This window comes from Agarivorans sp. 1_MG-2023, assembly GCF_030548385.1.
Taxonomy (GTDB): Bacteria; Pseudomonadota; Gammaproteobacteria; order Enterobacterales; family Celerinatantimonadaceae; genus Agarivorans.
In genome coordinates this window covers 1-12,208 of the sequence record NZ_JAUOSJ010000015.1, presented here as the reverse complement: position 1 = coordinate 12,208, position 12,208 = coordinate 1, and the positions used below count along the sequence as shown (strand labels likewise).

Here is a 12,208-nt window from a genome sequence, read left to right as displayed (position 1 = left end):
TCCTAGAAAAAGTTACATGTTTCTTTTTCGCCTATTGTCGTTACTTGCTTACCGCACAAAATCTTCGCAAAGCCTTAAAATACGGGCGTTTAGACGGCTAAGCGGCCAAGTAACTAGTGAAACCGTAAAGTATTTACGGCAACTTGGAGTTAAAACCTCGCTATTCATCATTAGCGTATTCTGCTATAACTTCCCTGAAACACTGAGAGTTCAGGCTGTTTTACACGGATAGATCAGAACATGAACTCAATAAAAATAATTAATTAAAAACACAACAAGGACCATTATGAAACGTGTCATTCAATCTGCAATTGCCGCAGTTGCACTATTATCAAGTGCAGCATTTGCTCAGCAAACATTGCTACAAGAAATTTCTGAATCAGGTGAGTTACGTGCCTGTTTTGATGCTGGCTACATGCCGTTCGAAATGAAAGCCAAAAACGGCCAGTTTATTGGTTTTGATATCGACCTAGGCAAGCAAATGGCGCGTGCTATGGGTGTTAAATACGTACCTGTAAACACCGCTTGGGACGGCATCATTCCTACTCTGCTAACCGGTAAGTGTCACCTTATTATGGGCGGCATGACCATTACGCCACAACGTAACATGCAAGTTAACTTTGCCGACCCATACGTAGTTATTGGTCAATCAATCCTACTTAGCCCTAAATTAGAAGGCAAAGTCACTAGCTACCGTGACTTAAACAGCGACCAATACACTGTGGTAACTAAACTAGGTACTACCGGTGAAGGCGCGATTAAACGTTACATTCCTAAAGCCAAAGTAAACTTGTTTGAAACCCAATCTGAAGCAGTACTTGAAGTCACCAACGGCAAAGCCGATGCCTTCATCTACGACTTACCGTTTAATGCTATTTACGCAGCAGAAAACCAAGGTCAGCTTACTCACCTAGACCAGCCGTTCACTTTTGAACCTCTTGGTTGGGCGGTACGCCAAGGCGATCCTGATTTCTTAAACTTCTTGAACGGTTACTTGCGTCAAATTAAAGGTGATGGCACCTACGACCGCATTTACGACAAGTGGTTTAAAGATGATGCTTGGTTAAAACAAGTTCAATAGTAAGACTCAAGTGGCTGCCTTAACAGCCACTTTTCTTTATGGGTGTGCTTAACCACGCCCATAAAGTAAAAACCAATAATAGATAAAGAGCTTTAGATGCAAACTCAAGCAAGCAAAATATTGTGGAATGGCGTTTTTGTGGCCATTTTACTTAGCCTGTGTGGCCTTATTTACCTGTCGGGTGAAAAAATCGACTACAACTGGAACTGGCAACGTGTAGTTCCTTATATTGTAAATAACGAAGCGGCCAGCGTGGCGGCCCCACAAGACGGCAGCATAACCAGCAATGCCGCCGGACACTTACAGCTAGTATCAGACGCCGGTGACTTACTGGTCGATCTAACCGACTATGAAAACATCACAGTGTACGAAGGTGACTTGGTGTTTGAGGGCGACCAGCTTGCGTCTTCAGAACAATGGCGCATTGGCCCGCTTACCCAAGGCCTTATTGTTACTATAAAAATCTCACTGTTCTCATTGGTTTTTGCCATTTTGCTTGGCTTAGTGATTGGTTTGATGCGCATCGCCGACAACCCAGCCTTGCGTAAGCTAGCCATTACCTACATTGAAATTATTCGTGGCACACCACTGCTGGTGCAAATTTTCATTGTGTATTTCTTCATTGGAACGGTATTCGATTTAGAGCGCTTTACCGCAGGTGTTATTGCCCTGTCGGTATTCACTGCCGCTTATGTAGCAGAAATTATTCGTGCCGGTATTCAGTCGATTCCGAAAGGACAAATGGAAGCCGCCCGCTCATTGGGCATGAACTACCCGCAAGCCATGGTAAACGTGATTTTACCGCAGGCCTTTAAGCGCACCTTGCCGCCTATGGCTGGCCAGTTTATTAACTTGATTAAAGACTCGTCATTGGTATCGGTTATCTCAATCACCGACTTAACCAAAGCTGGCCGAGAGGTAGTTAGTGGTAGTTTTGCCCCCTTTGAAGTGTGGTTTACCGTTGCCCTGCTTTACCTAGTACTTACCAGCAGCCTGTCTTGGGCTATTCAACGCTTAGAAAAGAGGTTAGCTGCCAGTGACTAAAGATTATCAAGGCGACGACATGATCGTTGCAAAAAAGGTTAACAAAATTTACCCCAATGGCTGCCACGCACTTAAAGATGTATCAGCCACGGTAAACCGCGGCGAAGTGGTGGTGATAGTTGGGCCATCAGGCTCTGGCAAATCAACCTTTTTACGCACCCTTAATCAGCTAGAAACCGTAAGCAGTGGCTCGGTACATATCGACGGAACCGATATGTACGCCAAAGACACCAACATTAATAGCTTGCGCGAAGAAGTAGGTATGGTGTTCCAAAACTTTAACTTGTTCCCGCACAAAACAGCTTTGGGCAATGTAATGCTCGCCCCTTTAAAAGTGGCAAAACGACCTAAGCAACAAGTAGAAGATGAAGCCAAAGCCTTAATGCTAAAAGTTGGCTTGGCCGACCGAATGGCTAACTACCCTTCTCACTTGTCTGGTGGCCAGCAGCAACGTGTAGCGATTGCCCGTGCATTGGCAATGCAACCTAACATTATGTTGTTTGACGAGCCTACATCGGCGCTTGACCCTGAAATGGTTGGCGAGGTGCTAGACGTAATGAAAGGTTTAGCCGCCGATGGCATGACCATGGTAGTGGTTACCCACGAAATGGGCTTTGCCCGTGAAGTGGCCGACCGCGTATTGTTTATGGAAGACGGAGAACTATTGGTAGAAGAGTCGCCAGAGAACTTCTTCGACAACCCTTGCCACCCAAGGCTAAAGCAGTTTCTGTCTATGGTTCTCTAAGCAGACACCACTAAAATTTTAAAAGGGAGCAAACGCTCCCTTTTTTATTGGCTAAATGATTGCCAAAAAGCCCGTACAATCTCTTTATCCGCTCGCTCGCGCAACTTAATCAGGTAAATAGGGACTTGGCTGCTTGAGGCAAACTGCTCAACCTTAAGCGGCACCAGCATGCCTTGCTGCAACTCTTGTTTTATCATATGTTCAGGAATACGTGCCCAGCCCATCCCTGCCAGTAGTAGCTCTTTTTTAAGGTGATAATCATTCACAAACCAGCGTTGGCCACCAGCAATAACGTTTACGTTATCCAAAGGCTGCTCTGAGCCAGAATCGGCCAATAAAATATGCGGTTTAGTCCGTAATTCACTGTGTTTTATACTGCCACTAGCCTGCTCAATGTAGCCCTTAGCCGCCACCGTTATCATGGTGATTTGGCTCACCTCAATAAAATCAAAACGGCCATCTAATCCAATATTAGGCGCCAGCGCTAAATCAGATTGCTGCTTTAGTAAAGGCTCCAAAATGCCGGATAAATGCCCGGTACCCAAGGTAAGCTGCATATTGCGGTGGCTTTGCCCAAAGCCTTGAATTTGGCTCACTAAGGGCGGCAAGTAACACATAGGGCTTAACGTGAGGGTAAGCACAGGATCCGCACCTTGTGCTAACTCATGCCCTAATAATTCAAGCTCATTGGCTTGCTTAAGTAAGCTTTTAGCTTTGCTAAGAAAGGCCTCGCCCTCGGCAGTTAAGCTAGGCCGATACGCATCACGATTAAACAGCAAAATAGAGAACTGCTGCTCTAAGTTTTTTACCGAGGCACTCACCGTGGGCTGGGTTTTGTTTAAGTGCAACGCCGCCGCTCTAAAACTCCCTAACCTAGCTACTGCCACAAATGCCCGTAACTGTTCATGATTCATCTAGTAAGCCTATTAGCAAACCGCTTTAACCAAGCTTAATCTAGATAGACAAAAACAATCAAGTTGATACAAATAAGTCATTATTTTACGTTCATCTATTTTGTTACCCTACGCCCACATTCACAAGTAGTAGAGGTTATGTGGATAGCTCACTGATTATTCTTCATATTGTTGCCTTGTTGACCGGCATTTCTAAATTTTCTATCGGCGGTATGGGCGCCTTAATTTTGCCCCTGCTGTTAATTGCTTACCCCGACGGGCAAGCCTTAGCGATACTTATTCCCATGTTTTTACTTACCGACTTGCTCACCATGGCGGTGTATCGAACTCAAATAAAATGGCGAATACTGCTCCGTTTATTAGCGTTTATGGTGGTGGGTTGCGCAGCGGGCGCCGCCTTGTTATCGAAACTAGACCCCAGCAAATTTACCTCCGCTATTGGTGGCATAGTGCTGGGTATGCTTTTCTTAAGCGTATATTTAGAGAGAGGGAAATCACAATGCATGAAACACCCAAACGTAGCGGCTGGCGCAGGCATATTTGCCGGTTTTATTAGCATGACAGCCAACTCAGCTGGCCCAATTATTAGCTTGTATATGATGCAGCAACAACTAGGTAAAACCAGCTACGTAAGCACCCGCGCTTGGGTAGCAGGATTAGTTAATGTGGCTAAAGTACCCATGCTAATCAGCATTGGCTTACTAAACCTCGACACCGCCAAAACCAGCTTAAGCGCCCTACCCAGTTTGTTAATCGGCTGCGCCTTAGGCTTTCTTATCCTTAAAAAGATAAACCTCAAACAAATGACCTGGGCGATTAGAGTGCTAATTTTGTTCGCGGCAGTGAAACTGCTTATTGGATGAATTTATTGAGTATTCCCCAATTCAACTCCGAACTGCGACAAAATTAATTGTGCGCACTACTATCCGGTGTTCTGCGAATGTATTTGTAGCCAATCGGGTTAACCTCTGTCGATTATCCTTACCGCGACTCCTTTACTAATATCAAATATCACGGTGACTCTATGAATTAACGGCCTAACTTATCAATCAAAAAATCAATAAAGCTCCTGACCTTTGATGGCAGGTATTTTCGATTTGGATAGATTAAATAGATATCGGTGAATTCTGGGCGAAAATCACTAAACAACTGTACCAAGACTCTTTGTTCAATTTCATTGTTTAAAACTAATTTTGGCACTCTAGCGATACCTTGTCCGGCGATACACATCGCCAGCTCCATTTCGGCACTATTAGTTAATAAATGGCTGTTTACTTTCACTGTGCTCTGTCTGCCTGATTGATCTTGGTATTGCCAAATATTTTGGTTAATCGAAGAACGAAAATTAATGGTGCGATGTTGACCCAGTTCGTCAGGAGAAGACGGTGTGCCCCATTGCTGAAGATAATCAGGCGCTGCGATAGTGACGGTTTCAACATCGGTTAACTTTCGGCTAACCAAACTTGAATCGTCTAATTCTGCAGAAGCCCGCAGAACCAAATCAAAGCCGTCGGCGACAACATCAACCAATTGATCATTGAGCTCTAATTCAACAATGACCTCTGGGTATAAGGTCATGTATTCACCCAGTATCGGTCGTATATGCGCTAAAGCAAAACTAACAGGGCAGCTCACCCTTAAATTGCCTTGCGGACTATGTTGTTGACCAGTTAATTGTTGTTCAATTTGTTGAGCCTCGAGAATGATGTTTTGGCATCGACGATAATAGAGTTCACCGGCATGGGTTAGACTGAGTTGCCGAGTGGTACGGTTAAGTAACCTAACGCCTAAGCGACTCTCAAGCTTGTTTATTTCACCACTGACAAAAGATTTACTGTGTTTTAACTCCCTGGCGGCCTGGGTGAAGCTGCCACAGTCAACAACCTGCTTGAATGTCACCATGCCATTGAGTAATTGAGTATCCAGACTACATTCCCTATTTGGTTAATGTTCTATTGGAAGTTATATGAGAACAATCATTACATAAGCAGCCTATTAATCAATAATTAAAAACGTTCTATCATGACTTCATCTTAATAAACGAAGCAGAAAACCATGAAAAATGTCTTAATACTAAACTCAAGCCCCAGCCCTAAACAGAGCATTTCAACCCGCTTAACTGCATTCTTTGCCCAAGAATTACAGACCCTTGGTGACTATAATATAACTACGAGAGAGCTTGGCATAAACCCTCCGAGTCATTTAACCGAGATGGCATTATCTGGTTTTTTTAATGATCCCAGCGAGCATAATGAAGAGCAACAGCAGTCATTAGCAGAAGGCTTGCTATTAATTAAAGAATTACAGCATGCGGATATTGTCATCATTGGCTCAGCGATGCATAACCATACGGTAACATCGGCTTTAAAAGCATACATAGACCAGGTAACTCGCCCTGGAATAACATTTAAATACATGGACGACGGTCCCAAAGGCCTTTTAACTAACAAGCAGGTCTATGTCATTACCAGTGCAGGAGGTGATTACAGCTCAGGGCCAGCGAAAAAAACCGACTTTCAAACGCCGCTGTTAAAAGAAGTGCTGGGGTTTATCGGCTTGGACCACATCCAATTTATTCCCGCGTTTGGGGTTTATGGGGGAGACGATGTTGCGCAGCACAGTCAAAACATTGCTAAAAGAACGATCAGCCAAGCCGCGAGGCAATTGCAATTAAGGTAAGAGTATAAGCCATATAAACGCCATTTCATGTTGCTTGAATAAGTTGAGTTTATCTCGGGTAGTTCTCACTGACAGCCACCTCCTTCCCTGCGGAAGGTGTGGCCCACTGAAAGTATTTATTTGAGAGCGTTTATTGTGGGGTTAATATGTCATAAGTAAAATGCTGAACTTGATCATTAAAGGCGAGGATTTCAATATTTTTTTAAGTTACGTCACCGTCTCTATCGGTTACTGAGTCCTGTAATAAGAGAACATGTCACGAAGTAATGCCACTCAGTTAATTAATCGCGCCCCATGTATATCCGGTCCGACGCATGTTTATTGAAGAATGACATTGGGAAGTACCTTACTAATTTAGATGAACAGACTTCCACTTAACTTCGGACATTCAGAATGTCAGCTGTTCAAGCAGCGGCTTTAAACATTTAATGCGCTTAACAAAAACCAACAATCAGACTCCGCAAACGTGGTTGGCGTTAATTCCGCCTCATCAATATATAAACTAATCCAACATTTCACTTCCCAAGCAGTCTTCGTAACTCATTTTTGCCCCACTTCTTGTTACAACCGTGTTCGTTCACACTTCCATTTGAGTTTGTTTGACTGTTGTTCTCTGAGTCGAGCATACTAATGACTTTATAGTAAATAATGACTAGGTTTATTTTCCGACCTAGCTCTTTACCAGTTCACATCGAGATACGAACTGTACCTACTGATATTTATCGCGTGGAGTTAAGATGCCTGAAACACTCTTCCAATCGCTACCATCACTGCCTTTCATCGTTGCAACTGGTGTACTTTTTATCGCTTTAGTGGTCGCTGTTGCAAAACTCAATTCTATAAAGAAGCAACTTTCATCGACTAAAGAAGAGACAGCCGCAAGTTATCAAGCCCTTGCAGATTACGAGCAAAAATTTTCAGGCGTTATTGATATAGATAAGGAAGTTGAACTCCGAAAGAAACAGCTATCTGAGTATCAAAAAGAAGCAGAACTAAAATATGCTCAAACAAATGAAAATATCACTGGCCTTCAAACTCAATACAAACAAAAGAAAACTATTTTTGATTCTCTCGTCCATCAAATTGGCATCTACAATGATGACGCAGAATTACTCGAGTTGGGCTTTTATGAGTCTCATTTTGACTTCGAAACATCAGAGGCGTTCAAGGGCGAGATCCGTGAATGCAAGGAAGAGCAAAAACAGTTACTTCGCGACAAGGGTACTACTGGGGCTATCTACTGCACAACTGAGTGGACAGTTGGCGATTCGAAGGCTGAAGGCCGTAAAATGACAAATCGAGGTATTCGTCTTACCGCCAGAGCCTTCAATAACGAGTGTGAAGCGGCCATTGCGAATTGCACATGGAAAAATGCAGTTAAGATGGAAGCTCGTATTCAAAAAGCTTTTGAAGCCATTAATAATCTCAACGAATCAAATAGAGTCATTATTTCAGATGAGTACTTGAAGCTAAAGCTTAAGGAGCTTCGACTCACTCACGAGTACAAAGAGAAAAAGCAACGCGAAAAAGAAGAACAGGCTGAAATAAAGGCTCAGATGCGCGAGGAGGCTAAAATTGAAGCTGAGATTAAAAAGGCCGAACAGGAGGCTATCAAGGAAGAAGCTAGATATCAAAAAGCTCTTAAAGTCGCACAGAAACAACTAGAGTCTGCTAGTGAAGAAGCCAAAGCTCAGCTAGAAGCACAAATTGCTCAACTACAATCAGATTTAGAATCGGCGGAACAAAAACACCAGCGTGCGCAAAGTATGGCCGAGCAAACCAAGCAAGGACATGTGTATATTATTAGTAACATAGGCTCCTTTGGAGAGGATGTGTATAAAATTGGTATGACACGCCGATTGGAACCAATGGATAGAGTTAAAGAGTTAGGTGATGCGTCAGTGCCGTTTAGCTTCGATGTGCATGCAATGATTCATACTAAAGACGCTCCCTCATTGGAAAAAGGGCTGCACCGTCAGTTCGATAATAAAAGGCTAAACATGGTCAATCGCCGTAAAGAATTTTTCAACGTTGACCTTGCAGAGATAAAGCAAGCTGTTGAACAGTTTTCAAATGAAGAGGCTAGTTTCATTGAAACAGCCGTAGCACAGGATTATTACGAAACAAAAGCTATGTTAAAGCAAGCGGGGATAAAAGAAGCTTTACGCTCAGGTCAGACGGTCATTGATACTGAATCTAAAGGTCCTGTATTTTCTGAATCCATCTGACTCAAAGCCCCCAAAGTGCTTCTGTTCAGACTTTATATGCTAGCTATCACCTAATACTGCTATACGCTATTTCAGTGCAATAAAGCTAACTAGACACCAAACAAAAGAATTAAAAATGAATGCATTTAAATCTTCGGTTAAAAAAGTCGTTGAAACCAGAAGAACAAAGCTTGGTAAGCTATTTGATTGTTTCATCCAAGCACTGATTATCATTTCAATAATCACTTTTTCACTAGAAACCTTGCCTAATTTAGCTATGAGTGAAAGAACATACTTAAGATATATTGAAGTATTCTGTGTTGCTGTTTTTACTTTGGAGTATCTGGCGCGACTTTGGGTGGCAGAAAAAAAGACAACCTTCGTCACCTCTTTTTCTGGGGTAATCGATTTACTTGCAATCTTGCCGTTTTATCTATCACTTGGTCTGGACTTGAGATCGGTTAGGATTTTCCGCCTTCTTCGTCTATTCAGGGTCTTAAAGCTCGCCAAATATAGTAATGCCCTAAAGCGTTTTCATATCGCTTTTCGGTTAGCCAAAGAAGAGCTAGTCCTATTCTTTTCAGTCACTATTATGTTGGTTTTTCTATCATCGGTCGGTATTTACTATTTCGAAAATGCAATGCAGCCGGAAGGCTTTTCGTCTATTTTTGATAGTTTGTGGTGGGCGGTAATCACACTGACGACCGTTGGTTACGGGGATATTTACCCAATTACAGTTGGCGGGCGAATTTTTACATTTGGAATACTTATGATTGGACTGGGCGTCGTATCCATTCCAGCGGGAATTATCGCTTCTGCGTTGGGTAAAGCCAGAAAACTAGAAGCGAAAGACAAGGAGTAGTAAAAGTAGATTCAGATTTACAAAATACCTAAACTGAATTATTCAAAGATAAAGCTGGGCATAAACCTCTAACTCGCCTTTGTCCAAAAACTTGTTAGCAGCTACTAGGGGCATCAAGCGCTAAGTACATTTTCATTATTAAGCTTATCGTGTAATTCAAGCGTTCTTAAAACAACAAAAGCCGCTATATAGCGGCTTTTGAGTTAGAGAGTTATTACTGAACGCTATTGAGCTTGCTCAATCGCTACACTCACAGCAACACTCGCGCCCACCATGGGGTTATTGCCCATGCCAACCAAACCCATCATTTCTACATGAGCGGGCACTGAGGACGAGCCGGCAAATTGTGCATCGCAATGCATTCTGCCCATAGTATCGGTTAAGCCATAAGAGGCTGGGCCAGCGCCTACGTTGTCGGGGTGCATAGTGCGGCCGGTGCCGCCGCCCGACGCTACCGAGAAATACTCTTTACCTAATAACAAACGCTCTTTCTTATAAGTGCCCGCTACAGGGTGCTGAAAACGCGCGGCATTGGTGGAGTTACCAGTAATGGATATATCTACCCCTTCGTGATGCATTACCGCAACGCCTTCCACTACATCGTCGGTACCATAGCAGCGAATGCTGGCGCGGTGGCCTTTACCAAATACTTTTTCTCGAGTGATATTCAGCTCACCCGTTTGGTAGTCAAACTGGGTTTGCACATAGGTAAAACCGTTCATACGGGCAATCATGTAGGCTGCGTCTTTCCCTAAGCCATTTAGAATGAGCCGCAGCGGTTTGCTTCTTACTTGGTTGGCGTACTCCGAAATTTTAATTGCGCCTTCGGCTGCTGCGTAAGATTCATGCCCGGCTAAAAAACAAAAACAATCAGACTGAGTAGACAGTAGCCGCGAGGCTAATTGCCCATGCCCTAAGCCCACTTTTCGTTGGTCGGCCACTGAACCCGGTACACAAAAACCTTGCAGGCCTTCGCCAATCGACAGCGCGGCTTGCTCGGCAGTTTTATCTTGTTTCTTTATCGCAATCGCTGCGCCTAATACATAGGCCCAGGCCGCGTTCTCAAAGGCAATAGGTTGGGTTTCTAATACAATGGCGTGTGGATCAAAGCCGCGTGCCTGACACAGTGCGAGAGCCGCTTCTAAAGATTCTATTTGGTACTGGGCTAATACTTGATTGATCCGCTCGATACGGCGCTCAATGCCTTCAAATTCGACCATTATTTTGCTCCCTATACTTTTCTTGGATCAACAAATTGAACACCATCTTCAAACCGACCGTAATGCGTTTTACTGTCGTCTAAGGCTTTGTTTGCATCGGTTCCGTCGGCAATGGCACTCATCATTTTGCCCATTTGCACAATTTCGTAACCGATAATTTCGTTGTCTTCGTCTAGGGCCATGCGGGTTACGTAGCCTTCGGCTAGCTCTAGGTAACGCGCGCCTTTGGCTTTTGTGCCATAAGCAGTGCCCACTTGCGAGCGTAAACCTTTGCCTAAATCGTCTAGGCCAGCGCCCACCGGCAAACCACCTTCGGAGAAGGCGGTTTGGCTGCGACCATAAGCCAAGTTTTCAAATACTGCGCGCATGGCAACGTTTATGGCATCACAAATTAAATCGGTATTGAGTGCTTCGAGTATGGTTTTGCCAGTAAGTATTTCCGAAGCCATAGCAGCGGAGTGTGTCATGCCTGAACAACCCACCGTTTCAATCAAGCATTCTTCAATGATGCCGTTTTTAACATTGATGGATACTTTGGTGGCGCCTTGGTGCGGCGCGCAAGTCCCCACACCATTAGATAACCCCGAAATGTCGGTGACTTCAATCGCGTTCACCCACTTCCCTTCCATAGGGATGGGCGAGTTGCGGTGATCTGGCCCGCGGGCAATTGGACACATGGATTCGATGGTATTTGTAAAAGACATACTTTCAGCTCCTCAATACACTTTTCTTATCAAGAGGATAGACGATAAGCTCGGCGATAACACCGCAAGCTATCAACTAATCGAATAATTGGTAAACTAAATATACACCCTTATTGGTTGAAGCCAATAAGAGCTAAACACTCCACTTAATAAGGCAAGCGCGAGCAGTTTTTATCACTTTGAATACTTTGGTAAAGCAGCGAGCCGTTGCCAGAGTTAATACTTAGCTTAACCCTTACCCCTCGGTACAAAGCGCCTTGGTCATATTTACAAATATCATTGTTAAGTTGGGCTGCAAGCTGTTGCACTTGTTGATTTGAGGCTGTTTTGGGCAAAGTAAGCTGATAGTGAACTACATCGCCCTGCGCACTGGCATGGCTGGCGAGCGCTTTATCTTCAAAGCTTGGCGATTGGAGGTTATAACTGGCGGCTAGAGCCTGAGCGGCATGATCGCGGGTAGGCAGTGGCTCGGCCTGTACTGAACTAACAATACTAAGCAAGCCGAGTAAACACAGTGTTTTGGACCTAAGGTTTGCTAACAACATAAGGACTGCTCTGTGGAGTAAACAACAAAAACAGTTTAGTGTTTTGTGGGGGATAAACACAGCAAAGGGGAATGAATAGATGCCTCACAGGTGTGAGCAAACCATTACATAGGAATAACAAAAAGGAAATTTGGTGGAGCTACGCGGGATCGAACCGCGGACCTCTTGCATGCCATGCAAGCGCTCTCCCAGCTGAGCTATAGCCCC

Annotated in this window: 12 protein-coding genes and 1 tRNA gene; 7 read left to right on the top strand and 6 right to left on the bottom strand. The window is 44.0% G+C overall.

The genetic code is table 11. The annotated features are described in order from the left end of the window. The first annotated feature begins 286 nt into the window (after positions 1 to 286). From Q4592_RS18585 to Q4592_RS18575, 3 genes are all read left to right on the top strand, one after another. Entirely contained in the window at positions 287 to 1,081 is a 795-nt protein-coding gene (locus tag Q4592_RS18585) for a transporter substrate-binding domain-containing protein (RefSeq protein WP_137674990.1), read from the top strand. A gap of 96 nt (positions 1,082 to 1,177) precedes the next feature. After that, positions 1,178 to 2,125, top strand: a complete 948-nt coding sequence (locus Q4592_RS18580; RefSeq protein ID WP_137674989.1) for an amino acid ABC transporter permease — start codon at positions 1,178 to 1,180, stop codon at positions 2,123 to 2,125. 19 nt (positions 2,126 to 2,144) lie between these two features. Beyond that, positions 2,145 to 2,870 carry an amino acid ABC transporter ATP-binding protein gene (locus Q4592_RS18575; protein WP_303516189.1) on the top strand — a complete coding sequence of 242 codons (726 nt, stop codon included), beginning with the start codon at positions 2,145 to 2,147 and terminating at the stop codon, positions 2,868 to 2,870. A 44-nt stretch (positions 2,871 to 2,914) separates the two neighbouring features. On the opposite strand, the gene Q4592_RS18570 is transcribed toward Q4592_RS18575, so the two are convergent. Continuing rightward, positions 2,915 to 3,784, bottom strand: coding sequence for a LysR family transcriptional regulator (locus Q4592_RS18570; protein ID WP_303515982.1), 870 nt, complete (start codon positions 3,782 to 3,784; stop codon positions 2,915 to 2,917). A gap of 140 nt (positions 3,785 to 3,924) precedes the next feature. Here Q4592_RS18570 and Q4592_RS18565 point away from each other — a divergent pair, with 140 nt between their 5' ends. Further along, the gene (locus Q4592_RS18565) at positions 3,925 to 4,647 is read left to right on the top strand and encodes a sulfite exporter TauE/SafE family protein (protein ID WP_303515980.1); all 723 of its coding nucleotides are present in this window, start codon (positions 3,925 to 3,927) and stop codon (positions 4,645 to 4,647) included. A gap of 166 nt (positions 4,648 to 4,813) precedes the next feature. Here Q4592_RS18565 and Q4592_RS18560 read toward each other — a convergent pair whose 3' ends face one another. Next, positions 4,814 to 5,686 carry a LysR family transcriptional regulator gene (locus Q4592_RS18560; protein ID WP_303515978.1) on the bottom strand — a complete coding sequence of 291 codons (873 nt, stop codon included), beginning with the start codon at positions 5,684 to 5,686 and terminating at the stop codon, positions 4,814 to 4,816. 153 nt (positions 5,687 to 5,839) lie between these two features. Between Q4592_RS18560 and Q4592_RS18555 the strand changes: the two genes are divergently transcribed. The 3 genes from Q4592_RS18555 (at position 5,840) to Q4592_RS18545 (ending at position 9,532) form a co-directional block, all read left to right on the top strand. Continuing rightward, a complete protein-coding gene (locus tag Q4592_RS18555; protein ID WP_303515975.1) occupies positions 5,840 to 6,463 on the top strand; it encodes an FMN-dependent NADH-azoreductase in 624 nt (207 codons plus the stop codon). 737 nt (positions 6,464 to 7,200) lie between these two features. After that, positions 7,201 to 8,691 carry a DUF4041 domain-containing protein gene (locus Q4592_RS18550; protein ID WP_303515973.1) on the top strand — a complete coding sequence of 497 codons (1,491 nt, stop codon included), beginning with the start codon at positions 7,201 to 7,203 and terminating at the stop codon, positions 8,689 to 8,691. Between the two features lie 115 nt (positions 8,692 to 8,806). After that, positions 8,807 to 9,532, top strand: coding sequence for an ion transporter (locus tag Q4592_RS18545; protein ID WP_303515971.1), 726 nt, complete (start codon positions 8,807 to 8,809; stop codon positions 9,530 to 9,532). Positions 9,533 to 9,756: 224 nt separating this feature from the next. Here Q4592_RS18545 and Q4592_RS18540 read toward each other — a convergent pair whose 3' ends face one another. From Q4592_RS18540 to Q4592_RS18525, 4 genes are all read right to left on the bottom strand, one after another. After that, complete coding sequence (locus tag Q4592_RS18540; RefSeq protein WP_303515970.1) at positions 9,757 to 10,752, bottom strand: GGGtGRT protein; 996 nt, start codon at positions 10,750 to 10,752, stop codon at positions 9,757 to 9,759. A gap of 11 nt (positions 10,753 to 10,763) precedes the next feature. Beyond that, entirely contained in the window at positions 10,764 to 11,456 is a 693-nt protein-coding gene (locus Q4592_RS18535) for an iron-sulfur cluster assembly scaffold protein (RefSeq protein WP_137674982.1), read from the bottom strand. Positions 11,457 to 11,602: 146 nt separating this feature from the next. Then, complete coding sequence (locus tag Q4592_RS18530; RefSeq protein WP_303515968.1) at positions 11,603 to 12,001, bottom strand: hypothetical protein; 399 nt, start codon at positions 11,999 to 12,001, stop codon at positions 11,603 to 11,605. A gap of 131 nt (positions 12,002 to 12,132) precedes the next feature. Beyond that, positions 12,133 to 12,208: transfer RNA gene (locus Q4592_RS18525), tRNA-Ala, on the bottom strand.